At 63.4% G+C, this 24,574-nt stretch carries 27 protein-coding genes; 12 read left to right on the top strand and 15 right to left on the bottom strand.

Annotation, left to right across the window (positions count from 1 at the left end; translation table 11 throughout):
• Nucleotides 1-5: 5 nt before the first annotated feature.
• Nucleotides 6-383, bottom strand: coding sequence for a glycine cleavage system protein GcvH (gene gcvH / locus FFS12_RS11125; RefSeq protein ID WP_137886886.1), 378 nt, complete (start codon nucleotides 381-383; stop codon nucleotides 6-8).
• Nucleotides 384-844: 461 nt separating this feature from the next.
• Entirely contained in the window at nucleotides 845-1,759 is a 915-nt protein-coding gene (locus tag FFS12_RS11120) for a LysR family transcriptional regulator (protein ID WP_137886885.1), read from the bottom strand.
• 155 nt (nucleotides 1,760-1,914) lie between these two features.
• Here FFS12_RS11120 and speB point away from each other — a divergent pair, with 155 nt between their 5' ends.
• The 5 genes from speB to betA all read left to right on the top strand — a co-directional run bounded on the left by speB (nucleotide 1,915) and on the right by betA (nucleotide 7,846).
• Nucleotides 1,915-2,901 carry an agmatinase gene (gene speB, locus FFS12_RS11115; RefSeq protein WP_137886965.1) on the top strand — a complete coding sequence of 329 codons (987 nt, stop codon included), beginning with the start codon at nucleotides 1,915-1,917 and terminating at the stop codon, nucleotides 2,899-2,901.
• A 2-nt stretch (nucleotides 2,902-2,903) separates the two neighbouring features.
• On the top strand, nucleotides 2,904-4,412 hold the full coding sequence (locus tag FFS12_RS11110) for an aldehyde dehydrogenase (protein ID WP_137886964.1): 1,509 nt from the start codon (nucleotides 2,904-2,906) through the stop codon (nucleotides 4,410-4,412).
• 97 nt (nucleotides 4,413-4,509) lie between these two features.
• A complete protein-coding gene (locus tag FFS12_RS19915) occupies nucleotides 4,510-4,683 on the top strand; it encodes a hypothetical protein (protein ID WP_171011862.1) in 174 nt (57 codons plus the stop codon).
• A gap of 3 nt (nucleotides 4,684-4,686) precedes the next feature.
• Nucleotides 4,687-6,168: a cytosine permease gene (locus FFS12_RS11105; protein ID WP_137886884.1), complete on the top strand. Its 1,482-nt coding sequence runs from the start codon at nucleotides 4,687-4,689 to the stop codon at nucleotides 6,166-6,168.
• Entirely contained in the window at nucleotides 6,161-7,846 is a 1,686-nt protein-coding gene (gene betA, locus FFS12_RS11100; protein ID WP_137886883.1) for a choline dehydrogenase, read from the top strand. Before FFS12_RS11105 ends, betA begins: the two co-directional genes overlap by 8 nt.
• Nucleotides 7,847-7,989: 143 nt before the next feature.
• On the opposite strand, the gene FFS12_RS11095 is transcribed toward betA, so the two are convergent.
• Nucleotides 7,990-9,534, bottom strand: coding sequence for a sigma-54-dependent transcriptional regulator (locus tag FFS12_RS11095; protein ID WP_137886882.1), 1,545 nt, complete (start codon nucleotides 9,532-9,534; stop codon nucleotides 7,990-7,992).
• A gap of 205 nt (nucleotides 9,535-9,739) precedes the next feature.
• Here FFS12_RS11095 and pyrF point away from each other — a divergent pair, with 205 nt between their 5' ends.
• On the top strand, nucleotides 9,740-10,438 hold the full coding sequence (gene pyrF, locus FFS12_RS11090; RefSeq protein ID WP_171011861.1) for an orotidine-5'-phosphate decarboxylase: 699 nt from the start codon (nucleotides 9,740-9,742) through the stop codon (nucleotides 10,436-10,438).
• A gap of 137 nt (nucleotides 10,439-10,575) precedes the next feature.
• Nucleotides 10,576-11,160: a hypothetical protein gene (locus tag FFS12_RS11085; RefSeq protein ID WP_137886880.1), complete on the top strand. Its 585-nt coding sequence runs from the start codon at nucleotides 10,576-10,578 to the stop codon at nucleotides 11,158-11,160.
• 74 nt (nucleotides 11,161-11,234) lie between these two features.
• Here the strand turns inward: FFS12_RS11085 and FFS12_RS11080 are convergent, their stop codons facing one another.
• A complete protein-coding gene (locus FFS12_RS11080; protein WP_137886879.1) occupies nucleotides 11,235-12,242 on the bottom strand; it encodes an NADP-dependent oxidoreductase in 1,008 nt (335 codons plus the stop codon).
• A 234-nt stretch (nucleotides 12,243-12,476) separates the two neighbouring features.
• Here FFS12_RS11080 and FFS12_RS11075 point away from each other — a divergent pair, with 234 nt between their 5' ends.
• Nucleotides 12,477-13,238 carry an SDR family oxidoreductase gene (locus FFS12_RS11075; protein ID WP_137886878.1) on the top strand — a complete coding sequence of 254 codons (762 nt, stop codon included), beginning with the start codon at nucleotides 12,477-12,479 and terminating at the stop codon, nucleotides 13,236-13,238.
• Nucleotides 13,239-13,275: 37 nt separating this feature from the next.
• Here FFS12_RS11075 and FFS12_RS11070 read toward each other — a convergent pair whose 3' ends face one another.
• The 3 genes from FFS12_RS11070 to FFS12_RS11060 form a co-directional block, all read right to left on the bottom strand.
• Nucleotides 13,276-14,481: a benzoate/H(+) symporter BenE family transporter gene (locus FFS12_RS11070; RefSeq protein WP_137886877.1), complete on the bottom strand. Its 1,206-nt coding sequence runs from the start codon at nucleotides 14,479-14,481 to the stop codon at nucleotides 13,276-13,278.
• A 24-nt stretch (nucleotides 14,482-14,505) separates the two neighbouring features.
• Nucleotides 14,506-15,108 carry a LysE family translocator gene (locus tag FFS12_RS11065; protein WP_137886876.1) on the bottom strand — a complete coding sequence of 201 codons (603 nt, stop codon included), beginning with the start codon at nucleotides 15,106-15,108 and terminating at the stop codon, nucleotides 14,506-14,508.
• Between the two features lie 241 nt (nucleotides 15,109-15,349).
• The gene (locus tag FFS12_RS11060; protein ID WP_137886875.1) at nucleotides 15,350-15,805 is read right to left on the bottom strand and encodes a MarR family winged helix-turn-helix transcriptional regulator; all 456 of its coding nucleotides are present in this window, start codon (nucleotides 15,803-15,805) and stop codon (nucleotides 15,350-15,352) included.
• Nucleotides 15,806-15,900: 95 nt separating this feature from the next.
• On the opposite strand from FFS12_RS11060, the gene FFS12_RS11055 reads away from it, so the two are divergent.
• Both FFS12_RS11055 and FFS12_RS11050 read left to right on the top strand, forming a co-directional pair.
• Nucleotides 15,901-17,067 (top strand): PLP-dependent aminotransferase family protein, encoded by a 1,167-nt coding sequence (locus tag FFS12_RS11055; RefSeq protein ID WP_137886874.1) that lies wholly within the window; start codon nucleotides 15,901-15,903, stop codon nucleotides 17,065-17,067.
• Between the two features lie 12 nt (nucleotides 17,068-17,079).
• The gene (locus FFS12_RS11050) at nucleotides 17,080-17,682 is read left to right on the top strand and encodes a glutathione S-transferase family protein (protein WP_137886873.1); all 603 of its coding nucleotides are present in this window, start codon (nucleotides 17,080-17,082) and stop codon (nucleotides 17,680-17,682) included.
• Nucleotides 17,683-17,957: 275 nt separating this feature from the next.
• Here FFS12_RS11050 and FFS12_RS11040 read toward each other — a convergent pair whose 3' ends face one another.
• From FFS12_RS11040 to FFS12_RS11030, 3 genes are all read right to left on the bottom strand, one after another.
• Nucleotides 17,958-18,329, bottom strand: coding sequence for a glutathione S-transferase N-terminal domain-containing protein (locus FFS12_RS11040; RefSeq protein ID WP_137886872.1), 372 nt, complete (start codon nucleotides 18,327-18,329; stop codon nucleotides 17,958-17,960).
• A gap of 156 nt (nucleotides 18,330-18,485) precedes the next feature.
• Nucleotides 18,486-18,950, bottom strand: coding sequence for a bacteriohemerythrin (locus tag FFS12_RS11035; RefSeq protein ID WP_137817794.1), 465 nt, complete (start codon nucleotides 18,948-18,950; stop codon nucleotides 18,486-18,488).
• Nucleotides 18,951-19,102: 152 nt separating this feature from the next.
• A complete protein-coding gene (locus FFS12_RS11030) occupies nucleotides 19,103-20,002 on the bottom strand; it encodes a LysR family transcriptional regulator (RefSeq protein WP_137886871.1) in 900 nt (299 codons plus the stop codon).
• 142 nt (nucleotides 20,003-20,144) lie between these two features.
• On the opposite strand from FFS12_RS11030, the gene FFS12_RS11025 reads away from it, so the two are divergent.
• Entirely contained in the window at nucleotides 20,145-20,909 is a 765-nt protein-coding gene (locus FFS12_RS11025; RefSeq protein WP_137886870.1) for an SDR family oxidoreductase, read from the top strand.
• 63 nt (nucleotides 20,910-20,972) lie between these two features.
• Here FFS12_RS11025 and folE read toward each other — a convergent pair whose 3' ends face one another.
• Together folE and FFS12_RS11015 are read right to left on the bottom strand one after the other, a co-directional pair.
• Nucleotides 20,973-21,518, bottom strand: coding sequence for a GTP cyclohydrolase I FolE (gene folE / locus FFS12_RS11020; protein ID WP_137886869.1), 546 nt, complete (start codon nucleotides 21,516-21,518; stop codon nucleotides 20,973-20,975).
• Nucleotides 21,519-21,612: 94 nt separating this feature from the next.
• Nucleotides 21,613-21,954 (bottom strand): helix-turn-helix domain-containing protein, encoded by a 342-nt coding sequence (locus FFS12_RS11015; RefSeq protein WP_137886868.1) that lies wholly within the window; start codon nucleotides 21,952-21,954, stop codon nucleotides 21,613-21,615.
• 107 nt (nucleotides 21,955-22,061) lie between these two features.
• On the opposite strand from FFS12_RS11015, the gene FFS12_RS11010 reads away from it, so the two are divergent.
• On the top strand, nucleotides 22,062-22,613 hold the full coding sequence (locus FFS12_RS11010; RefSeq protein ID WP_137886867.1) for a carboxymuconolactone decarboxylase family protein: 552 nt from the start codon (nucleotides 22,062-22,064) through the stop codon (nucleotides 22,611-22,613).
• 188 nt (nucleotides 22,614-22,801) lie between these two features.
• Here FFS12_RS11010 and FFS12_RS11005 read toward each other — a convergent pair whose 3' ends face one another.
• From FFS12_RS11005 to FFS12_RS10995, 3 genes are all read right to left on the bottom strand, one after another.
• Nucleotides 22,802-23,359, bottom strand: coding sequence for a Smr/MutS family protein (locus FFS12_RS11005; protein ID WP_137886866.1), 558 nt, complete (start codon nucleotides 23,357-23,359; stop codon nucleotides 22,802-22,804).
• Nucleotides 23,360-23,408: 49 nt separating this feature from the next.
• Entirely contained in the window at nucleotides 23,409-23,729 is a 321-nt protein-coding gene (locus FFS12_RS11000; RefSeq protein ID WP_137817789.1) for a hypothetical protein, read from the bottom strand.
• Between the two features lie 120 nt (nucleotides 23,730-23,849).
• Nucleotides 23,850-24,443, bottom strand: coding sequence for a cysteine hydrolase family protein (locus FFS12_RS10995; protein ID WP_137886865.1), 594 nt, complete (start codon nucleotides 24,441-24,443; stop codon nucleotides 23,850-23,852).
• Between the last annotated feature and the right edge of the window lie 131 nt (nucleotides 24,444-24,574).

Genomic DNA, 24,574 nt, shown 5'->3' with positions numbered 1-24,574 from the left:
GGTCCTCAGCCGTTGGCTTTGATGAGTGCTTCATAGCCGGCCTGGTCGAGCAGCTCGGCCAGCTGGCTGGTGTCGGCCAGGCGCATGCGGAAGAACCAGCCGGCGCCGAGAGCGTCCTCGTTGATCAGATCGGGGGAGTCTTCCAGTGCCTGGTTCACTTCGACCACTTCGCCGTCCAGCGGCATGGCGATGTTGCTGGCGGCTTTCACCGATTCCAGTACCGCGACTTCCGCGCCGGCGCTGTGTGCGCCGAGTTCCGGCAGCTGCACGAAGACCACGTCGCCCAGCGCTTCCTGGGCGAAGGGCGTGATGCCAACGGTGACCAGACCATCATTCTCCAGACGCAGCCATTCGTGATCGACGGTAAAACGCAATTCGCTCATGTGAACTCCTCAACGGGTATGACTCGCCCGGTTCTTGTGCCAGACGATGATTCGGGTGCTCGTGCCGGGCAGCGAGCGGTGCTGAAGGGTCCATAGCAAGTGTGGTGCCATCTGTATTTATTCTTTAATAATCAAATAGTTAGCCTGTATTTGTGGCGGCGAGTGGTCGTTTCCCGTAGTGAATTCAATACAGATGTCCGAGCCGAACAAGCTTTGCGGTGGGCAAGACCACGGAGGGCGCTGGTTAGGGCTCGTTGTCTGGAGTTCGATACGCTGTATTGATTTAAATACAGTGTCGGAATGCTTGTGTGCTGGAAGCTATTGTTCGGCTGCGCTGGGCTCGGCGCCAACCTAGGGGCGCAGGGGCAAGCGCCGTGGTCAGCCCTGGCCAGGTGCAGGGGGCAGCCGACAGCTTGTGGTGCGGTTTCCGCGCTTGCCTGACGGCGGGCGCGCAGCGGGGCTCAGGCGCGAAGCGGGTTGTGGGAACAGGCCGCCAGATCCTCGAGGAAGGCCCGGAGAATCGGCGGTGGGGCCACGCCGCGACGAGTGATCGCGTCGAAGGGCGACATCAGGCGCAGGCTCTCCGGCCCCAATTGCTGCATGTCGCCGGTCCTCACCCACTGGGTGGCGAAGTGCACGGGCAGAAAGCCGATGTAGGCCCCGGAGATGATCAGGATGGCCAGGGCCTCGATGTTGTCTACCGTAGCCGCCGCCTTGCTGACGCCCAGATGCTCCAGGTCGTACTGCTGCATATAACCCCTGGCGACTATACGGCTGCTGCCGATCTCCTCGAGCAGCTCGGCATCCTCGGCCTGGCTGCCGAACAGCGGATGGCGCCGACCGCAATACAGCCCGAGCGCCTCCTGATACAGCGGTAGGTACGACAGACCGGGCACGTGGATGGGGAAGTGCCCGATGGCCAGGTGCAGGCGGCCGTCGAGCACGCGCTCCTCCAGTTCCGCGGGGGAGCCGACATAGACGTTGAGGTGCACGTCGTGCCCCCTGGAGACGAAGCGCTGGGTGGTCTTCGGCAGGGGCGAGTCAGGGTCGCTGATGGTGCTGTCGATGATGCCGAGGTTGAGCTTGCCGGTGATGTACTGCTTGAGCACATCGGCATCCATGCAGAAGTTCTCCACTGCCGATAACAGGCGCTGGGTGGCCTCATGGATAGCCACGCCTTGCTCGGTCAGGCGAAAGCCACTGCGGCCGCGCTCACAGAGCTTGACCCCGAGCCGGGTTTCCAGATGGGTCATCTGCTCGCTGATGGTCGACTGGCCGGCATTCAAGGCCGCCTGCGCGGCGGAAAATCCCCCGCACTTGACGATAGTGGCGAAGACCCTGAGTAGCTTCAGGTCGACATCGTGCAGCTGAATCACCCCAAACCTCCCGCCCGTTGATGCATCGGTAATGCCGATATGAGTATCTGATGTTTAGCATTTTTTCCATGAAAACCTGCGCCCATAGTCACTTCAACGGCGGTCGCTTATTAGCTCCGCCCCTCGCCGATAACAAGAAGTGGAGAAGCATGAGCATGTCGAAGCACGGTTATGAATCGGGTCGCTTGAACCTGCCGTTCGTAGGTCACTGCACCTTTGCCAAATCCCCAGTTTGCACCGATTGGGATGCGCTCGATGCGGACGTGGCCATCCTTGGTGCGCCCAACGACATGGGTACTCAGTGGCGTTCCGGCGCCCGCTTCGGACCGCGTGGGATTCGCGAGGCATCGACGCTGTTCTCCTTCGGCCACGCCGGGGCTTATGACCACGAAGATGATGTCATGTACCTGACCGAGTCGGACCTGCGCATGGTGGACGTCGGTGACGCCGATATCGTGCATACCGACATGGCCACGAGCAACGCGAACACCGAGTTCGCCGTGCGCAAGATTCTCGAAGCCGGCGCCATGCCGGTGGTGCTCGGCGGCGACCACTCGGTCCACGCGCCGGTGATCAAGGCGTTCGAGGGGCGCGGGCCGATCCATATCATCCACTTCGATGCGCACCTGGATTTCGTCGATGAGCGCCATGGCGTGCGCTATGGCCATGGCAACCCGCTGCGCCGCGCCTCGGAAATGAACCACATAGTCGGCATGACCCAGATGGGCATCCGCAACGTGTCCTCCTCCAATCGCGATGACTACGAGGCCGCCCGTGGCGCCGGCTCGAAGATCCTCTCGGTACGGGATGTCCGCCGCCTCGGCACCGAGGGCGTGCTGGAGCTGATTCCGCAAGGCATCGACTACTACATCACCATCGACATCGATGGCTTCGACCCGTCCATCGCGCCCGGCACGGGCACGCCCAGTCACGGTGGATTCCTCTACTACGAGGTGCTGGAAATCATCCAGGCCCTGGCCAAACGCAGCAAAGGCAAGATCATCGGCATGGACCTGGTCGAGGTCGCGCCCGTCTACGACCCGGCGGGTGTCACCTCGATTCTCGCCGCGCAACTGCTGCTGAACAGCATCGGTTTCATCTTCCACGAGCGCGCCCAGGCACGCGCTAACCAGAGGGCATGACAGTGGACACAATCGTTAAGCAGTACCTGCAGAAGTTCGGGGTATCCAAGGCCACCCAGCGGTTCCTCGCCAAGGCGCAGAAGATGTTCATCGGCGGCATGTGGGTAGATGCCAGCGACGGCGGCAGCGCCGAGGTGATCGAGCCCTCGACCGAGGGCCTGCTCACCCGTATCCCCATGGGCACCACGGCCGATCTCGATCGCGCCGTGCAAGCCGCCCGTGCACAGTTTGACGGTGGCGCCTGGCGCCTGCTCAAGCCGCTGGAGCGCGAGCGCCTGCTGCAGCGTCTGGCCGACCTGATCGAGGCCAACGCCGCCGAGCTGGCCGAAATCGAGTCGATCGACATGGGCAAATCCGCCGCCCAGGCGCGCGACGTCGATATCCAGGGCACCGTCGACTGCTTCCGTTATTTCGCCGGCTGGGCCACCAAGATCCACGGGCGCACCGTCGAGCCCTCGCTACCGGGCAACTACCTGGCCTATACGCGCAAGGAGCCGGTGGGCGTGGTCGGCGCCATAGTGCCGTGGAACTTCCCATTGCAGACCATGGCCTGGAAGCTCGGCGCCGCCCTGGCCACCGGCTGTACCGTGGTGGTCAAACCGGCCGAGCTGACCTCGCTGTCGGCGCTGCGCTTCGCCGAGCTGGTGCAGGAAGCCGGCATCCCGGACGGGGTGGTCAACATAGTCACCGGGCGCGGCAGCCTGGTCGGTGCGGCGATGGCCACGCACCCAGGGATCGACAAGCTCAGCTTCACCGGTTCGACCCCGGTCGGCTGCACGGTCGGCAAGTCTGCTATGGATCAGATGAAGCGGCTGACCCTCGAGCTGGGCGGCAAGTCGGCGGTCATAGTGCTGGACGATGCCGACATCAAGGCCGCCGCCCAGGCGGTGGCCAACGGGGTGTTCTTCAACTCCGGGCAGGTCTGCGATGCCGGCACCCGCGCCTATATCCATCGCAGCATCTACGACGAATTCCTGCGTGAGTTGGTCGCCTACACGCGCACCCTGAAAATCGCGCCCGGCCTCGATCCCGACTGCTTTATTGGCCCGCTGGTATCGAAGCAGCAGCAGGAGCGGGTGCTGGGCTACATCGAAACCGGCAAACGCGAGGGCGCCGAGCTGGTCTACGGCGGCCAGCCTATCGAGGGCCCCGGCTACTTCGTCGAGCCGACCATCTTCGCCCATTGCCGCAACGACATGCGCATCGTCCAGGAGGAGATCTTCGGCCCGGTGCTGGTCACCGCGCCCTTCGACGATGAAGACGAGGCGCTGCGCCTGGCCAACGACTCGCCCTACGGGTTGGCCGCCGCGCTCTACTCCAACGACCTGGGCCGCGTGCACGGCTTGATCCCGCGGTTGCGCGCGGGCTCGGTGTACGTCAATGCCCACAGCACCATCGATCCGGCCATGCCGTTTGGCGGCTACAAACAGTCCGGGTTCGGCAAGGACCTGGGTGCCGAACAACTCGATCACCTGCTGGAGACCAAGGCGGTGTGGATCACACTGCCCTGAGAGACGGGGCAGTCCACTCACCTGCAGCACGACAGAACGTCGATATGCCGGGATGCATCGCGTAGCTCACAACAAGAACCAGATGAGGTTATGCCAGATGAACAGCCAAGCGGACATCGCAAGAGCGCAAGAGTTGGAAAGACGCATCCGCGTCTATGAGGAGTTGGAGAACAGCAACGACTGGCCGGGGGCGCTAAATGCCACCGACTACACCGCTATCACCCTGATGACGCTGGTGCTGGTCGCCGGCTTCTACCTATGGGGGTACTGAACCATGGCCAAGCATGAGCAAGTCGATCACAGCCTCGAGGCTGAACGCGGTGATACCCCGCTGTTACCCACGGAGCGGATGTGGGGCTTCTGGGAGTTCACCTACGCCAACTCGGCCCTGGCCATCGCCACCTGGGCCTTCCTGATCGGTGGCGCCACGGCGCTGTTCGTCGGCCCCATGGAGGGCATCGCCGCCATCGTCATCGGCAACATCTTCGGCGTGCTGTTGGCGACCTTCGCCACCTGCGTGCCGTGTGGCAAGTATGGCACCGAGCAGTTCACCTTCCTGCGCAGCATGTTCGGCAGCAATGGCAGCCGCCTGGTCTATGTGCTGGCGGTGGTGTTCCTGACCATGGGTTGGCTGGCGGTGCTGGGGCTGATGTTCGGGCGCTCGATCGACGGGCTGGCCGGGCTGGTCGCAGAACACCAGACCGATCCGAACGGAATGTTGGTCCTGGCCGCGGGCTTCGTTGCCATCCTGCTGACCGGCTTCGTGGTCGCCAAGGGGCCCACCTCGATCAAGGTGTTCAACACCATAGTCGCGCCGGCGCTGGTGATCATCATGGGCGTGATGCTCTACATGATCCTCAGCAAACACTCCTTCGCCGAGCTGATGGCAATGCCGGCACTGGATGCGCCGTTCCCGGATAAACGCGTCAACTTCATGATCGCGGTCGAAGTGAACATGGCGGCGGGCTTCTCCTGGTGGCCCTACGTCGGCAACCTGGCGCGCCTGAGCAAGAACGAAAGGACGGCGTTCTGGCCGAACATCATCGGCATCTTCGGCGCCGCAGCACTGGGCGAGGTGGTCGGCCTGCTGGCCGCCGCCGCGCTCGGCAACAGTGACCCGACCGTGTGGATGACCCATATCGGCGGCATCGCCTTCGGTGTCATCGCCCTGGGGTTCGTGGCCTTCGCCAACGTGACCAGCATGATCAACATCCTCTACACCTCGATAGTCGGCCTGCGTCAGCTCGCCGGGAAGAAGCTCCGGGAGATGAACTGGGAGCTGCTGGTGGCGCTGTTCTGCGTGGTGCCGGCATTGATCGTCTGCTTCGCGCCGGGTATCTACGATGGCTTCTTCATCTTCCTGGTCTGGACCTCGGCCCTGAACAGTGCCCTGGCCGGCATCGGCATCGCCGACTACTTCTTCCTGCGCCGCCAGCGCATGAACCTGCGCCACCTGTACGCGCCCGAGCAGCAGTCGCCCTATCGCTACTGGAAGGGCTTCAACCCCATCGCCCTGGTGGCGCTGGCACTCGGCTTCGGCATCTACGTGCTGGTGTTCAACCCACAGACGCTGGCCAACACCACGCTGTTCACCTTCGTCAGCGCCTCGCTGCCGTCCTGCCTGCTCGCCGGCGTCGTCCACTACGTGCTGACCCGCGTGCTGGCGGAGCGCATGGGCTGGGGCGCCTACCCGAACAGCAAGACCGGCAAGACCCGGACTCTCGACCTGAATGCGCGGAGTTACAGCAATGACTAAGCGTTTTGACTACATCATCATCGGTGCGGGCTCCGCCGGTTGCGTGCTGGCCAACCGCCTGAGCGAGGATGCCGGCACTTCCGTCCTGGTCCTGGAGTACGGCGGCAGCGATCGCAGCGTGATCATCCAGATGCCGAGCGCATTCTCGATGCCGATGAATACCAAGAAGTACAACTGGCGCTACGAGACCGAGCCAGAGACCTATCTCGATGGGCGGCGGATCCACTGCCCGCGGGGCAAGGTGCTGGGTGGCTCCTCGTCGATCAACGGCCTGGTCTACATCCGCGGCCATGCCTACGACTTCGACGAGTGGGAAGAGCTCGGCGCCCGCGACTGGGGCTACCGCAATTGTCTGCCGTACTTCAAGCGGGCCGAGTGCTACGAGGCGGGGGGCGACGCCTATCGAGGCGATGCCGGCCCGCTGCACACCAACAACGGCAACAACATGCAGAACCCGCTGTATGGCGCCTGGGTCGAGGCGGGGGCCGAGGCCGGCTACATCAAGACCGAGGACACCAACGGCTTCATGCAGGAAGGCTTCGGCGCCATGCACATGACGGTGAAGAATGGCGTGCGCTGCTCCACCGCCAACGCCTACCTGCGGCCGGCCATGGGGCGGCCGAACCTGACCGTGGTGACCCAGGCGATGACCCGCCGGATCATCCTCGAAGGCCAGCGCGCGGTGGGCGTCGAATACGACTGCGAGGGCGAAACCCGCAAGGTCTATTGCAACCGGGAAGTGCTGGTGGCGTCCGGGCCCATAGGCTCGCCGCACCTGCTGCAACGCTCCGGCATCGGTCCGCTCGAGGTGCTGAGGAAGGCCGGAATAGAAGTCCGCCACGAACTCCCTGGGGTGGGGGAAAACCTGCAGGATCACGCGGAGATCTACATCCAGTTCGGCTGCAAGGAGCCGGTGACCCTGAACAGCAAGATGGACCCGCTGAGCAAGCTGCTGATCGGCCTGCGCTGGCTGCTGTTCAAGGACGGCCTGGGGGCCACCAACCACTTCGAGGCCGGCGGCTTCATCCGCTCCGAGCAGGGGCTGCGTTGGCCTGATATCCAGTTCCACTTCCTCCCCGCGGCGATGCGCTACGACGGCAAGAAGCCGATCAAGGGCCACGGCTTCATGGTCCTCACCGGGCCGAACAAACCCAAGAGCCGCGGCCATGTGCGGGCCCGCTCGGCGGACCCCTACGAGCATCCGGAGATCCGCTTCAACTATCTGCAACGCGAGGAGGACCGCGAGGGCTTCCGCCGTTGCGTGCGCCTGACCCGCGAGATCATCGGCCAGCCGGCGATGGACCGCTTCCGCGACGGCGAGATCGCCCCCGGCCCGCAGGTGAACAGCGACGCGGAGATCGACGCCTTCGTCCGCGCCAACCTGGAGAGCACCTACCACCCCTGCGGTTCGTGTCGCATGGGCGAGGACGAGATGGCGGTGGTCGATTCCCAGCTGCGGGTGCGCGGCATCGAGGGCTTGCGGGTGATCGACTCCTCGGTGTTCCCCACCGAGCCGAACGGCAACCTCAACGCGCCGACCATCATGCTCGCCGAGCGCGCCGCCGATCTGGTGCGCGGGCGTCGGCTCTTGCCCGAGTCCGCTGCGCCAGTCGGTCTTGCCGAGAATTGGCAAACTCGCCAGCGGACAAGTTCGCCGAAACGGAATGTCGGGGTTTAAGCCGACGAAGCTGTTCAGCGCGAGGGAAACCTAGAGTAGAAGGGCTACGACCGGCAGTGGCCGCTGTCCAATAGCCCGTTAACGCATGCCTTGCGGGCCGGTCACCGCGGCCAATAGGGGCCGCTTGGTCTGTGGCCAGGAACTCAGCCCTTGCCGGGAATGCCGTATTTGCGCAGGCGGGTGGCGATGGCGCTGTGGGAGGTCTGCAGGCGCGCGGCCAGTTGCCGGCTGGAGGGATAGCTGCTGTAGAGCTTGGCCAGCAGGTCCTTCTCGAAGCCTTCGACGGCCTCTTCCAGGCTGTTCACTTCGCCGTCGCCCTGACGCGCCACGGCGGTGCCGGCGATATCCAGGTCGCCGATGTCCACCAGGGGATTCTCGCAGATGGCGGCGGCGCGGAAGATCACGTTCTGCAGTTGGCGCACGTTGCCCGGCCAGCGGTTGCCCAATAGCGCCGGGTAAGTGCCCGGGGCCAGGCGGCAGGGCGGGCGCTGGATCTGGGTGCAGGCCTGCTGCATGAAGTAACGCGCCAACAGCAGGATGTCCTGGCCGCGTTCGCGCAGCGGCGGCACCTGAAGGTTGAGCACGTTGAGGCGGTAGAACAGGTCTTCGCGGAAGCTGCCGGCGCCGACCATCTTCTCCAGGTCGCGGTGGGTGGCGCTGAGGATGCGCACGTCGACCTGCACTTCGCGGTCGCCGCCGACCCGGCGGAAGCAGCCATCGCTGAGGAATCGCAATAGCTTGGCCTGCAGGTAGGGCGACATCTCGCCGATCTCGTCGAGGAACACAGTGCCCTGGTTGGCCAGCTCCAGCAGGCCGGGTTTGCCGCCGCGCAGGGCGCCGGTGAAGGCCCCCGGGGCGTAGCCGAACAGCTCGCTCTCGGCCAGGCTCTCCGGCAGGGCCGCGCAGTTCAAGGCCAGGAAGGGCGCGTCGCGCCGCGTGCTGAGGGCGTGGCAGGCGCGCGCCACCAGCTCCTTGCCGGTGCCGGTTTCGCCCTGGATCAGCAGCGGCGCGTCTAGGGCGGCGACGCGCTGGGCGCGGGCCTTGAGGGTGCGGATCGGCGGCGAGTCGCCGAGCAGGGCGTCGAAGCCCTCGGCATGGTCGTGGTGCAGGGCGGCCAGGCGGCCACCGATGCGGTTCGGCACATAGAGGGTCAGCAGGCCGCCGGCCAGTGGCTGGTTGCCCTCTCCAGCCTTTTCGCCCGTTTCGCTGATCGGCATGGCATCGAGTAGCAGAGCCTGGCCCTTGAGCGAGACCTCGCGCAGCGGCAGGCGAAACCCGTGCTCGATCAGCGTGCGTTGCAGGGCCGGATCGTCGAACAGCGCCGCCAGCGGCTCGCCGGCGGGTTCGCGGCCACACAGGGCGATCAACGCCGGATTGGCCAGCAGCACATGGCCGGAGTCATCCACCGCCAGCACCGGGTCGGCCATGGCGGCCAGCAGGGCATCGAGTTGCAGGCGCCGCCGCTGGCCGGGGAGGATGTCCACCACATGCACGTCCTCCACCCCCTGCACGCCGAGCAAGGCCGTGCGCAGTTCTTCCAGCACGTTCGGGCTGAGGGTCGGGGCGTCGATATAGACGTTGGGCGGGATCATCTCCACCGCGTCCAGATTGAGGTTGCGCCCGCCGAGCAGGGCGAGCACTTCCTGGGTGATACCGACGCGGTCGATAAAGGTGACGTGAATGCGCATGCGGGGAAACTGAACACCGAGTGATAGGCGGAAATTTAGGCCAGTATGCCCGCTCCGACCCAGGCTTGGCCAAGCCGGCGTGCGCAGTCGAGCCGCTGGCCCGCCATTCCCGCCAGCCACGCCAGCCACGCCACCCAGGCGGAGGCGGGAGGCGGGCGCTTGCGCTACAATGCGCGCCGATTTCGACTTGCCTGAGAGCCCGACCATGCCCGCCTGCCAGACTCCTATCATCGTCGCCCTGGATTTCCCCACTCGCGAAGCCGCGTTGCAGCTGGCCGATCAGCTGGACCCACGGCTGTGCCGGGTCAAGGTCGGCAAGGAGCTGTTCACCAGTTGCGGCTCGGACATAGTCACGACCTTGCGCGACAAGGGTTTCGACGTATTCCTCGACCTGAAATTCCACGACATCCCGAATACCACGGCGATGGCGGTGAAGGCGGCGGCGGAGATGGGCGTGTGGATGGTCAACGTGCACTGCTCCGGTGGCCTGCGGATGATGGCCGCGTGCCGCGAAACCCTGGATAAGTTCACTGGGCCGAAGCCGCTGCTGATCGGCGTCACCGTGCTGACCAGCATGGAGCGCGAGGATCTGGCCGGCATCGGCCTGGATATCGAGCCGCAGGAGCAGGTGCTGCGTTTGGCCGGTCTGGCGGCCAAAGCCGGGCTGGATGGCCTGGTGTGTTCGGCCCAGGAGGCGCAGGCGCTGAAAGCCGCGTACCCGGGGCTGCAACTGGTCACTCCGGGGATTCGGCCCGCCGGCAGTGCGCAGGACGACCAGCGCCGCATCCTCACGCCCCGTCAGGCGCTGGAGGCCGGCTCCGACTATCTGGTGATCGGCCGCCCCATCAGCCAAGCCGCCAACCCGGCGCAGGCCTTGGCGGCAGTGGTCGCGGAACTGGCATAAGCCTGGCGCGGGGCTCCCGCGCAGGCGGGAGCTCCGGCACAACAGGGGCTGTCATCAATCCTACATAAAGATTTAATTCCTCCGTCACGGAACTCAGGCAGTTTTGCAAGCCAGTGTTTTCTTGAGCAGGAGTTGCTATGTCTTTCATCAAACCGCGTTTCATCAAACCCGTATCCATCGCATTGCTCGCCGCAGCAATCGCCGCGTGCAGTACGAATACGCCCACCGCTGCGACTGCTAGCAAGCCAGCGAGTAGCAAAGCCGTGGACGTGGTGCAGAACAATACGGATTGGTATCAGGTTCGTACGGAAACTGAGTTGTACCTGTTCGATGATTACGCGGTGTTCAGCCAGTTCCTGCAAACCGGCAAAGCGCCCTACACCAAGGCGCTGGACAAGAAAGATAACTTCGACCGCAGCATCGTTTTGGCATTGGCCGCCGAAGATCAAAGCAAAAGCTTGGATGCCATCGCGGCCAGTCGCTTGTGGAATGTCAGTATGGCTCCGGCCTACCCCTTCTATGGCGAGATTCGCGAAGAACAGGTGATCTATGTGTTCAGCCGTTACGGTGACATGGTCGACATGGCCAAGATTGGCGAGCCCACTTTTAGCTATGTAGAAGTCGGCGGTGGGCCTAAAGGCGAACGTATCGTTTATGTCTTGGCCAAGGAAGAGAAGAAGCCCGAGGCGGCGATCAAGGCGTTTCACGCTAAATACAAGTAATCGGGCTGTAAGGCTCCGGTTGAATAAAAAAGGGCAGTCTCTCGCAGACTGCCCTTTTTGTTTGCCGCGCGGGTTTAGCTGACTTTCAACACCAGTTTGCCGAAGTTCTCCCCGCTGAACAGTTTCAACAGGGTTTCCGGGAAGGTTTGCAGGCCTTCGACTATGTCTTCCTTGCTCTTCAGTTGGCCGCTGGCCATCCAGCCAGCCATTTCTTTCGCGGCGTCGGCGAATTGCGCGGCGTAGTCCATCACCACAAAGCCTTCCATGCGTGCGCGGTTGACCAGCAGCGAGAGGTAGTTGGCCGGGCCTTTCACCGCTTCCTTGTTGTTGTACTGGCTGATGGCGCCGCAGATGACTATGCGGGCTTTGGGGGCGATGCGGGTTAGCACGGCGTCGAGGATGTCGCCGCCGACGTTATCGAAATACACATCGACACCTTTCGGGCACTCGCGCTTGAGGCCGGCGTGAAGGTCTTCGTTCTTGTAGTCGATGACGCCGTCGAAGCCGAGTTCGTCGATCAGCAGTTTGCATTTCTCCGTCCCACCGGCGATGCCGATCACCCGGCAGCCTTTGATCTTGGCGATCTGCCCGACCACGCTGCCGACCGCGCCAGCGGCGCCGGAAATCACCACGGTGTCACCGGCTTTCGGCTGGCCGACGTCGAGCAGGGCGAAGTAGGCGGTCATGCCGGTCATGCCCAGGGCCGAGAGGTACAGTGGCAGCGGGGCGCGGCTGGAGTCGACGGTATAGAAGCCTCTCGGCTCACCGAGGAAGTAGTCCTGCACGCCCAGGGCGCCGTTGACGTAGTCGCCAACCGCGAAGTTCGGGTGCTGCGAGGCGATGACTTTGCCGACGCCCAGCGCGCGCATCACTTCGCCGATAGCGACCGGCGGGATATACGACTTGGCATCGTTCATCCAGCCGCGCATGGCCGGATCGAGGGACAGGTATTCGTTCTTGACCAGAATTTGCCCGGGGCCAGGCTCGCCCAGCGGGTTTTCCACATAGCTGAAGGTTTCGCGGCTCGGCAGACCGACTGGGCGCTGTGCGAGGAGGAACTGACGGTTGAGCTGGACAGGCATGGCAGGCACTCAATGGCGGGAAAGCCTCGGTGATAAACCTCTGCGGGCCATCGAGCAAGGCTTGGCGAGTTGCGGAATGGGGCTTTATCCATCTGGATGATGAAGTGATCCGGGGCTTTATCATTTTTTTGGATAAGCTCATAGCGCGGCTCGTAATAGTGCTGCCACGTCATTCTTCGGCGTGGCTAGACTGAACGCGAATCCACCCCCCCCACTGCTTCAGAGGACTGATAGATGAGCATGACCTTCTCCGGCCAGGTTGCCCTGGTAACTGGCGGTGCCGCCGGTATTGGCCGCGCCAGCGCACAGGCTTTCGCAGCCGAAGGCCTCAAGGTAGTGGTTTCCGATGTCGATGCCGCGGGCGGCGAAGGCACGGTTGCATCGATCCGCGCAGCCGGTGGCGAAGCGACCTTTATCCGCTGCGACGTGACCAAGGACGCGGAGGTCAAGGCGCTGATGGACGGCGTGGTCGCGGCCTACGGTCGCCTGGACTATGCCTTCAACAACGCCGGCATCGAGATCGAGAAGGGCCGGCTTTCTGAGGGCAGCGAGGCGGAATTCGACGCGATCATGGGCGTCAACGTCAAAGGCGTGTGGCTGTGCATGAAGTACCAACTGCCGCTGCTGTTGGCCCAGGGTGGCGGTGCCATCGTCAACACCGCGTCGGTCGCGGGCCTCGGCGCCGCGCCGAAGATGAGCATCTACAGCGCCTCCAAGCATGCGGTGATCGGCCTGACCAAATCCGCCGCCATCGAGTATGCGAAGAAGAAAATCCGCGTCAACGCGGTATGCCCGGCGGTGATCGACACCGACATGTTCCGGCGCGCCTATGAGGCCGACCCGAAGAAGGCCGAGTTCGCGGCGGCCATGCACCCGGTTGGGCGCATCGGTAAGGTCGAGGAAATCGCCGCGGCGGTGCTGTATCTGTGCTGCGACGGTGCGGCCTTCACCACCGGCCATGCGCTGGCGGTGGATGGCGGGGCTACGGCGATCTGACGCGCGGCCAGGGCTTGGTTCTTTGTGCCTGAGTCGCTCAGTCCTTGCCCCAATTCAGGATCAGTAGCGTCAGCACGCCGGCGACTATGCCCCAGAACGCCGAACCGATGGAGAACAGGCTGAAGCCCGAGGCGGTGACCATAAAGGTGACCAGCGCCGCTTCGCGCTCCTTCGCCTCGCTCATGGCATTGGTCAGGCCGTTGATGATCGAGCCGAACAGCGCCAGCGCCGCAATCGACAGCACCAACTCCTTGGGCAGCGCCGCGAAGAGCGCCGCCAGGGTGGCGCCGAAGATCCCGGCGATACCGTAGAAGATCCCGCACCAGACGGCGGCGGTGTAGCGCTTGCGGCGATCTTCATGGGCGTGCGGGCCGGTGCAGATCGCGGCACTGATCGCCGCCAGGTTGATCCCGTGGGAGCCGAATGGCGCCAGCAGCAACGAGGCGATACCGGTCACCGTGATCAAAGGCGAGGCGGGCAGCCAATAACCGTCGGCACGCAGCACGGCGATGCCGGGCATGTTCTGCGAGGTCATCGCCACCACGAATAGCGGAATGCCGATGCTGATGGTGGCCGCCAGGGAGAACGACGGCGTGGTCCAGACCGGGGTGGCCATTTCCAGGCTGAAGCCGCTGAAATCCAGCAGGCCCAGCGCGCCGGACAGTGCGGTGCCGACCAGCAAGGCGGCGAGTACGGCGTAGCGCGGCTGCAGCCGTTTGATCAGCAGATAGGTGAAGAACATGCCGAGCACCAGGCCGGTGCGATGCTGCGCGGCGACGAAAATCTCGCTGCCGATCTTGAACAGGATGCCGGCCAGCAAGGCCGCGGCCAGCGAGGCGGGCAGGCGCTTCACCAGGCGCTCGAAGCTACCGGTCAGGCCGCAGAGGGTCACCAGCAGCGCGCAGGTGATGTAGGCGCCGATCGCCTCGCCGTAGCTCACGCCGGACAGGCTGGTGATCAGCAGCGCCGCGCCGGGGGTCGACCAGGCCACGGTGACCGGCGTGCGATAGCGCAACGACAGGCCGATGCTGCAGATCGCCATGCCAATCGACAGCGCCCAGATCCAGGAGGAGATTTGCCCGCTGCTCAGCCCGGCGGCTTGGCCGGCCTGGAACATCAGCACCAGCGAGCTGGTATAGCCGGTCATCATCGCAATAAAGCCCGCTACCACGGCCGAGGGCGAGGAGTCGGCCAGCGGGCGCAGCGGTGCAGGATTTGCCCGGGAGTCAGAGGCTTCGGTCATTGCAGGGTTCCTGGCGTCGCTCACTTAAAAGTCTCCGAGAATAGGATAGAGCGAGACGACCAGCAGCAGCGCCATGCCGACATTGAAGCCGCGCAGCACCCGCGGATTGCTCAGCCAGTTGCGCAGCAGGCTGCCGGCGACGGTCCACAAGCCGACGCTGGGGCAATTGACCAAGGCAAACAACCCGGCGACCAGCAGCACGTTAACCAGGAAGTTTTCTTGCGGCGTATAGGTGGTGATCGCGCCGATGGCCATCACCCAGGCCTTGGGGTTGATCCACTGAAAGGCGGCCGCCTGGAGAAAGGTAAAGGGTTTGCCGTGTTCTGTGCCGCCGGTGTCCGGTGCACCGGAGCGGGAGATTTTCCAGGCCAGGTACAGCAGGTACGCGGCGCCGGCATAGCGCAGCACGGTGTAGAGCAGCGGCACTTGCTCGAACAGCTGGCCCAGGCCAAAGCCGACGGCCAACACCAGCAGCATAAAGCCCAGGCTGATCCCGAACATGTGCGGGAGGCTGCGGCGCAGGCCGAAGTTCACGCCGGAGGCGAGCAACATCATATTGTTCGGCCCGGGCGTCACCGAGGTGACGAAGGCAAAGGCGATAAAGGCGATCAGCAGTTCCGGGCTCATGGTGGCTCTCTCCAGCGACAGCGCTCAGCCTAAGCGCGGCGGTGGACGGCGTCCCGATACAGCGGTTGGCGCAATTGGCCATACAGTCGCTCGGGATCGGCTCTAGTCGGTTAACTGTTGGAGCCTGGTGCGCTCGATTTTGCCGATGGGCTGACCGGCTGGGATTGCCCGCGGGGGTGAGCATGGGAGCTCTGCCGGAGCTGGCTCGGCTTATCGAGAGTGTGGCGAGGTGGTGTTGCGATTAGTCTTCGGCGCCGCCCGGCTGGCGGGTTCGACCGAGTGCCTGGTTGACTTCCAGCCAGCCGTTGACCGCGGCTTCGCCGGCCTCATTGAACACCCGTTGCAGCAGCTTGGCCTGTTCGCGGCGCAGGGCCAGTTCCAGCTTGGCGCCCTCGCTGGTAAATCCGAGCAGGCGTTTACGTTTGTCATCCTCGGCGGTCATGCTCTGCACCAGGTGCATTTCCATCAGTTGCCGCAGCGGGATGTTCAGCGCTTGCTTGCTGACCCCGAGCACGGCCAGCAACTCCTTCATGCTCAAGCCTGGATGGCGGGCGATGAAAAACAGGATGCGGTGGTGTACCCGGCTCAGTCCGCGGCGCGCCAGCATTTCGTCGGCTTTGGCGGTGAACGCCTGGTAGCCGAAGAAGAACGCCTCCATGGCGGCCTGCTGAGTGGTTGTGCTTTTTAGGTTAAACATTCAGGTCAAGCATATTGACGTATCTGCCCGCGCCGTCGTAGTTTCGGTCAATCAGTTTGACTTATTTTTCTTTGCCTTTGCTACCGGTGACTTGAATGGCCTTCTCCGAACGTATCACCCGCCTAAAAAGCTCTTTGATCCGCGAAATCTTGGCCGCGGCGCAGCGTCCGGAAGTGATGTCGTTCGCCGGTGGCCTGCCGGCCGAGCCGATGCTGCCGCGGGTGGAGTGGGCGGATATGCCGGCGGGCATGGGCCAATACGGCATGAGCGAAGGCGAGCCGGAGCTGCGCGAAGCCATCGCCGCCGAAGCGCGTGAGCTGGGCGTACCCTGCGACGCCAGCCAGGTGCTGATCGTCAGCGGCTCGCAGCAGACGCTGGATCTGGCCGCCAAGCTGTTCATCGATCCGGGCACCGAGGTGCTGCTCGAGGCGCCGACTTACCTGGCTGCGCTGCAAGCCTTCCAGCTGTTCGGCGCCGACTGCATCACAGTGCCGCAGGAAGCCGATGGTCCGGAACTGCTCGCGCTGCGCCAGCGCCTGGAGCAGCACAAGCCAGCGTTCGCCTATCTGATCCCGACCTTCCAGAATCCGTCCGGCGTGCGTTACAGCGAAGCCAAGCGGGATGCCGTGGCGGCGCTGCTGGACGAGTTCGGCGTGACCCTGATCGAAGACGAGCCGTACCGCGAGCTGGTGTTCGACGCCGGCAGTGCCACGCCCATCGTCAGCCGGCTGCAGAAGGCCAGCTGGATCTACACCGGCACCGTCTCGAAAACCCTGTTGCCGGGCCTGCGGGTGGGCTTCCTGATTGCCACGCCGGACTTGTTCCCGCACCTGCTGCGGCTCAAGCAGTCGGCGGATCTGCACACCAACCGCATCGGCCAGTGGCAGGCGCTGCAGTGGATCGGCACCCGGCATTACCGTGAGCATCTGGCCGAGCTGCGGGATTTCTACCGGGTGCGCCGCGATGCCATGCAGGTCGCCCTGGACGAGCATTTCGGCGAGCTGGCGAGCTGGAACATTCCCCAGGGTGGGCTGTTCTTCTGGCTGACCCTGAAGCAGCCGCTGGATACCCGCACGCTGCTCAAGCCGGCGCTGGAGCAGAACGTGGCCTTTATGCCGGGTGAGCCGTTCTTCACCCATCCGGAGCAGAATCCGGGCTATCTGCGGCTGAATTTCAGCCATATCGCGCCGGAGCGTTTGAGCGAAGGGCTCCAACGACTGGCCAAGGTGATTCGCCAAGCACAAGCCGCCGAGGCGGCTTAACAGGAGGTTGCGATGTACAAGGTTTACGGCGATTACCGCTCGGGCAACTGCTACAAGATCAAGCTGATGTTGCATCTGCTCGGCAAAGAGTCGAAGTGGGTGCCGGTCGATATCCTCAAGGGTGAGACCCAGACCCCCGAGTTTCTCGAGATGAACCCCAACGGCAAGATTCCGGTGCTGCAACTGGAAGACGGCAGCTGCTTGTGGGAATCGAATGCCATCCTGAATTTTCTCGCCGACGGCAGCGAGTTCCTGCCGAGCGAGCCGCGCCTGCGCACCCAGGTGTTGCAGTGGCAGTTCTTCGAGCAATACAGCCATGAGCCCTATATCGCCGTCGCGCGCTTCATCCAGCTGTACCAGGGCATGCCGGCCGAGCGTCTGGAGGAGTACCAGACCTGCCAGGTGCGCGGCCACAAGGCGCTGAAGGTGATGGAGCAGCAGCTCAAGCGCACCGCGTATCTGGTCGGCGAGAGTTACTCGATTGCCGATATCGCGCTCTATGCCTACACCCATGTGGCCGACGAGGGCGGTTTTGATTTGAGCGGCTACCCGGCGATTCAGGCCTGGTTGCAGCGCGTCGCCAGTCACCCGCGGCATGTCGCTATGCTCGACTGAGCGTCGTGCGGACTAAGACTAAAACCGGCCATTGGCCGGTTTTTTTCTGCCGGCAGAAATGGCGAGATGGCCGCGGTGAATGTGCGTTGCCTGGCTGGGGTGGAGTTGGAGACGCTGAAGGTGACTAAGGTCGATGGCCGCAGCCGCTAGTCGTCGGCGGGTTCGGCAGCGCTGGGGGCGTTGCGTATTGAGCGGTGAAGCAGCGGTTTTCATACAGCTCCCCCTGGCTCATAGCCCGAGCATCGCCAGGCCATGAGCTTATGAGCTAGAGCGGTTTAGTACGCCGCAAAGCGCTCTTGCAGGTATTGCATGATGACCTTGGACTCGTACATCCAAGTGACCTGGCCGTTTTCTTCGATGCGCAGGCACGGCACCTTGATCGCACCGCCCTCGGCCAGCAGGGTTTGCCGGTCTTGTGGGTTGTTCTTCGCGTCGCGCAGGGCGATTGGCAGGTTCAGGCGATGAAGGGTGCGACGGGTACGCACACAGAAGGGGCACGCGTGAAATTGGTAGAGCGATAGACCCGCGGCGGCCTGATTGACCTGGGCCTGTGCTTCGGCGGGGCGACGCAGCTTGCGTGGCCGGGTGATGAAGTCGATGAACACGATCAGCTGGCCCAAGCCAACTCTTAATGCCTTGATAAACACTGCAGCCTGCCCTTTCGGTGACGATTCGAGGGTGGCAGCTTACCTGAATGTGCCGAGGCTGGCCCCAGTTAAGGACAGCAGGTAGGCGTAGGGTGGGCTTCAGCCCACCACGCAGCCTGTATCGGTGGGCTGAAGCCCACCCTACAAAAGCCCGGCCTAGTTGAAAAACTGCTTGATCGAGCGCGAGAACCAGCCGCCGGCGCGCTTATCACTGACAAGGGTGTTCATGTTGTCCTTCACCGCCTGCACATAGCCGGCATCGTCGGTGCGGATATGGTTGAACAGCCAGCGCGAGAGTAAGCCGATGAGTTCCTGGGTAATGTCTTCGCCGGCCTTGAAGCGCAGGTTGTAGTCGCTCACCCGGCCAATGAAGATTTCATGGACGCGCTTGTGCGGGCGGCTGAACTCGTAACCCGCCTCCTCCAGCAGCGATTCTTCGAAGGCGAAATGCGACAGGGTGTAATCCACCAGTTCGTTCAGCACATCGCCCACTTCACTGCGACTGCGCCCATGCTCCTGGGCTTGGTGCAGTAGGTTGATCATGTCGACGATGCGTTTGTGCTGATCGTCGATGACTTGAATGCCGGTGTTCAGGTCGTCTTGCCAGGTCAAATAGGCCATTTAACTCATTCCTTAGCGTGCCGCTCACCTGCATGTGAGCGCTTCGCCAAGACTACCCAGGGCGTCTAGAACGCGGCCTGACACAGATCAACCAATGCGTGCGCCGAGCCTGGATCGAGTCGTGGAGCAAGGCTATTGATTCGAAACGGCGCTTAGCGATCCCAGGGCGGCACGCCGCTAAACGCCTCGACCAAAAAATCCACCATCACCCGCACCTTGGCACTCAGGTGACGACGGCTTGGGTACATGGCCAGTACGTCGATTTCCGCTAAGCGATAGCCTGGCAGCAGCGGCACCAGCCGGCCTGAGCGTAGGTCGTCGCCGATCAGAAAGGTTGGTTGCCAGATCACCCCGCGCCCGGCCAATGCCGCAGCCCGAGCGGTATCGCCATTGTTGCAGTGCATCTGGCCAGCCACTTTCACGCTATGGGTCTTGCCGTCAGCGTCGCTGAAGTGCCACTCGTCGCCCGAGTAGGTGTAGCAAACGCAAGCATGCTCGCGCAGATCAGCCGGGGTCTGGGGCTGGCCGTGGCGTTTCAGGTAGTCAGGCGAGGCGCACAGAATATTTTGCGAGGTCGCCAGTTTGCGCGCCGCGTGGCTGGTCGTACCGGCGCGGGAGATGCGGATGGCCAAGTCGTAGCCATCCTCGACCAGATCGACAACCCGGTCGATCAAGACCACATCGAGCTCCACGTCGGGGTACTTCTGCATGAACTCGGGCCACAGTGGCGCCAGGTGCAGAATGCCGAAGCTCAGCGGTGCGTTGATCCGCAGCCGGCCGCGTGGCTGCAACGAACTGGATGAGACCAGCGCCTCGGTTTCCGCGACCTCGTCGAGGATGGATTTGCTCCGTTCGAAGAGCGCTTCGCCGCTCTCGGTGAGCGAGAGTTTGCGTGAACTACGATTCAGCAAGCGGGTACCGAGGTGCGACTCTAACTCGTTGACGTAGCGGGTCACGTTGGCGGGCGAGGTGTCGAGGGCATCGGCTGCACGGGTGAAACTGCCGCGACTCACCACCGTCACGAACACCTCAAAGGCGCGCAAGCGGTCCATTTTTCACCCTCGCTTTGTTCATAAAAGATGAACGATAAGAGCATTTTTACTGCCTTCTTCCAACTCAATCTGAAGCATAGATTTACCTCCAACGACTGGCGCAGCCGGCGCCAGCCGATACAACGCAGAGCTGAGGTGAAAAATGGGACGTTTAACTGGAAAAGTAGCCATAGTCACAGGCGCGAGTTCAGGCATTGGCCTGGCCACCGCCAAACTGTTTGCCGAGGAGGGGGCCAAAGTCGTAGTTGCCGCCCGCCGTGAAGCCGAGCTGGCGAAGCTGGTCGCCGAGATCAGCGCCGCCGGTGGCGAGGCCGTCGCCCTGGCCGGTGACGTGCAGTCGGAAGACTTCGCGAAAGCCTTGGTGGCCCTGGCAGTCGGCCGCTTTGGGCGCCTCGACATCGCCTTCAATAACGCCGGTACTCTGGGCGAGCAGGCGCCGACCACCGAGCTGTCTGAAAAAGGCTGGACCGAGACCTTGGCCATCAACCTGACCGGTGCCTTTTTGGGCGCCAAGCACCAGATCCCCGAGATGATCAAGCAGGGTGGCGGTTCGATTATTTTCACCTCGACCTTTGTCGGCTATTCCTTCGCCTTCCCTGGTGTTGCCGCCTATGCCGCGAGCAAGTCGGGCTTGATCGGGCTGACCCAGGCGCTGGCCGCCGAATACGGTCCACAGGGTGTACGCGTCAATTCGATTTTACCGGGCGCGGTGGATACTCCGATGTACCGCGACATGAACGACACGGCGGAGTCGCAAGCCTTTATCACCAACCTGCACGCCCTGAAGCGTGTCGCTAAACCGGAAGAGCTGGCCCGCTCGGTGCTCTATCTCGCCTCCGACGACTCCGCGTTTGTGACCGGTACGGCCTCCTTGGTCGATGGCGGCGCCTCGATCACGCGCACCTGAGTCGGACAATCCTGCAAGACATAAAAAAACCGGCGCAAGACCGGTTTTCATACGAGCAGCCGATCAGTTGATCAGGCTGAGGAATTCGCTGCGGGTGGCGGCGTTTTCCCGGAATTCACCGAGCATCACCGAGGTAACCATGGTGGAGTTCTGCTTCTCCACGCCGCGCATCATCATGCACATGTGCTGGGCTTCGATGACTACCGCGACGCCCAGGGCGCCGGTGACCTGCTGAATGGCTTCGGCGATCTGGCGGGTGAGGTTTTCTTGAATCTGCAGGCGCCGCGCGTACATGTCGACGATCCGCGCGACCTTGGACAGGCCGAGCACCTTGCCGTTGGGAATGTACGCGACATGCGCCTTGCCGATGAAGGGCAGCAGGTGGTGCTCGCATAGCGAGTACAGCTCGACGTGCTTCACCAGCACCATTTCGCTGTTGTCGGAGCTGAACAGGGCGTCGTTGACGACTTCTTCCAGCGACTGCTGGTAGCCGCGGCAGAGGTACTGCATGGCCTTGGCAGCACGCTTGGGCGTATCGAGCAGGCCCTCTCGGGAAGCGTCCTCGCCAAGCTGGCCGAGAATCGCGGTGTAGTTCTGTTCCAGGGACATGGATCTACCTGTGAGGCTTTTGTGGACAGGGTGCAAAGACGCAGGGTAGGGCAGCGGCCGCCACGCTGGCAAGGGCGACGCGCGACAGATCGCGTCAGTTTTCCGGCTGGGTCGGCAGTTGCGCGGCCCAGCCTTCAGCCCATTCGGTCAGCGGCAGGCAACGGCGGATCAGCTCTTCGCCCTGGGCCGTCAGTTGGTAACCGGCATCGCCATTGTGCACCAGCAGCGCCTCGCGCAGCTCATTCAGGCGGGTGTTGAGGACCGAGGGCGACAGCCCTTCGCAGCGGGCTTGCAGTTCACGGAAGGTTGCCGGGTGCAGCTGCAATTCCCACAACACGCGCAGGCTCCAGCGTCGGCCGAGGAGGTCGAGCAGCGCCATGATCGGGCGGCCTGTGTCGGAACCGCGTACGGCACGGCCGGGGCGAGGAAAGGTCATCGGACACTCCTTTTGCTGATTTTTTAGGTAGCTACTTTTTTAGTAGCTAGCCTCGAATTTGCATGCTACGTTTTTAATAGCATAACAGCCCACCAGGAGCACTGACCATGAGTACGCCCCGTATCGCCCCTCTGAACCCACCCTATGAGCCGGCCATCCAGGCGGCCTTCGACCGTGTCATGCCAGCTGGTGTGCCGCCGCTTAAGTTATTCCGCAGCATGGCGTGCAACTCGCGCGTGCTGCAGCGGATGATGGCCGGCGGACTGCTGGACCGCGGCAGCATCAGCCTGCGCGAACGCGAGCTGCTGATCCTGCGCACTACCGCGCTGTGCGGTGCGGAATACGAATGGGGCGTGCATGTGGCGGCGTTCAACGGCAAGGTGGGTTTCAGCCGCGAACAACTGGCCGACACCTGCCAGCCGCTGCCCGATCTGGCGCTCTGGAGCGAGCCGGAGCAGGCCTTGATGGCCCTGGCCGACAGCCTGCATGGGACGGCCCAGGTGGATGACGCGCTCTGGGCGCGGCTCGGCGGGCATTACTCCGAGGAGCAACTGATCGAATGCCTGATGCTGGTCGGCCTCTACCACGCGGTGTCCTTCGTGGTGAACGGCCTCAGGGTCGAGCATGAGGCCCATGCGCCGCGGTTTCCCCTTTCATGAGATTTTCGAAAGCGTGACGAGCGCCGCTCAGACAAGGCGCAACGTAGCGAAGCGGAGTAACAGCCGAAGGCTGGCCCGCAGGGCGAGCGTAGCGAGTCAAACCGGCGAGGGCACGGAGTTTACTGCGTGTAAATGAGCAGCCTGAGCCGGTTTTCAACGCAGTATGAGCAAGCGCAGTAGCTTTCTGATTACTCGTCGCGACCGTCCAGCATGGTGCGTTTGAGCATCAGGTAAATCGCCCCGGTGCCGCCGTGTTTGGGCAGGCAGGAGGTGAAACCGAGCACTTGCGGGTGCTGGCGCAGCCAGGTGTTGACGTGGCTTTTGAGCATCGGCCGTTTGCCATCCAGGCGCACCGCCTTGCCATGGGTGATGCGCACGCAGCGCACTTCGAGCTTGGTCGCCTCGGCGAGGAATTCCCACAGGGTGTCGCGGGCTTTTTCCACGCTCATGCCGTGTAGGTCGAGGCTGCCCTCGAAGCCGATCTGGCCCAGCTTGAGTTTGCGCATCTGGCCTTCTTGCACGCCGTCGCGGGCCCAGTTCAGGGCATCTTCCGGGCCGACGTCGATGACAAACTGATCGGACAGGCCGTCGACTTTCAGCGAGCCCTCGCGCACGGTCGCGGCCTGGCGCAGGGTGGCGATGCGCGCGCGATCGGCCTTGGGTTTGCCGGTGTCGGCGCGGTCGTGCTGGATCGGCTTGACGCCGCGAATCTCGGATTTGAACAGGGAAAAGTCGTCGTCTTGCATAGAGGCCTCCGCGAAGGCGCCTAGTGTAACCATTCGCGCGGCAGTGGCGTCAGTCGCGCTTCTTCAGCAGGTGGGGTGCCAGGCTCAGGTCGCTGGGCCGGCGCAAACGCCGCCGACACCTGCGCCAGGCAATCACGCCGACCCACAGCAGCAACAAGCCAACCACCAACCAGATGCCGGCGGCGCTGGGGGTCGCATTCAGCGAGCCTAATGCCGGCGGGCGGCCGAGCAGGGTCGCGGCGCCCGCCATGGCCAGCAGGACTCCGAGCGCCGCGAACAGCGCGCTAAGGCCTGCGCCGAGGCGCCAGCGCCAGCTACTCGGGCCGCGTTGGCGGAGGCGGCGAGCATCGAAACCACCGGATATTTTCATGCCGCTTTCCTTTAAGGGTATCGGCGCTATGACCGACACCTGGTGGCGAGGTTCAGCCAGCGCTGCTGAGTAGACCTGGGCGCCGCGACAAAGTGCCGGGCGAGTTGCTTAGCCGGCCTGTTAGACCAACGCCTTGGCGTGCGGCACCAGGGCTGCGAAATTGTCCGCCAGGGCGGCTATTTCGGCGCGATGGAGGGCTTGGGCCGTGATCAGTCCGTCGCCATAGGGCAGGTCGCGGGTGGCGCAGGCGCTATCGACCAGGGTGCAGCGATAGCCGTAATCCTTGCAGGCGCGCACGGTGGTGCTGACGCTGGAGTGGGTCATGAAACCGCAGACGATCAGGTCGAGGCGGCCGAGGGCTTGCAGCCGGTCGTGCAGTTCGGTGCCGGAGAAGGCATTGGGCAGACGTTTCTCGACCACGATTTCACCCGGCAGTGGTGCCAGTTCGGGGAGGAAGCGCCCACGTGGGCCTTGCGGGTCGAGAAAGCCGCCAGGCACACCGAGGTGTCTCACATGCACTATGGGCGAGCCGGCGGCACGGGCGGCGGCGAGTAGATTGGCGATTTCGCCGACAGCCGCATCCAGGCCCGGCAAGGGCAGCGCACCACTGCGGTATTCCTCCTGTGCATCGATGATCAGCAGGCAGGCGTGACTCAGGCTGGCCGGTGCGTAACTTCGGCCGGTAAGCTGGAGTAAGGTTTGTGGTTGGGACATGACATGGCTCCTGACAGACGCAGATTGTCACCATTGTCGCCTCCGCGGTGTTGGCTGTGAACCTTTTTGCAGACTCTTTGTCGTCCTGTGTCCGGCTGCAGACGCGGGCGCAGAGCCGCCGGAAGAAATCA

This window comes from Pseudomonas sp. 2FE (assembly GCF_005503735.1).
GTDB lineage: Bacteria > Pseudomonadota > Gammaproteobacteria > Pseudomonadales > Pseudomonadaceae > Aquipseudomonas.
Note: the sequence above shows the minus strand (reverse complement) of the source record. Positions and strands in the feature narration are given on the sequence as shown.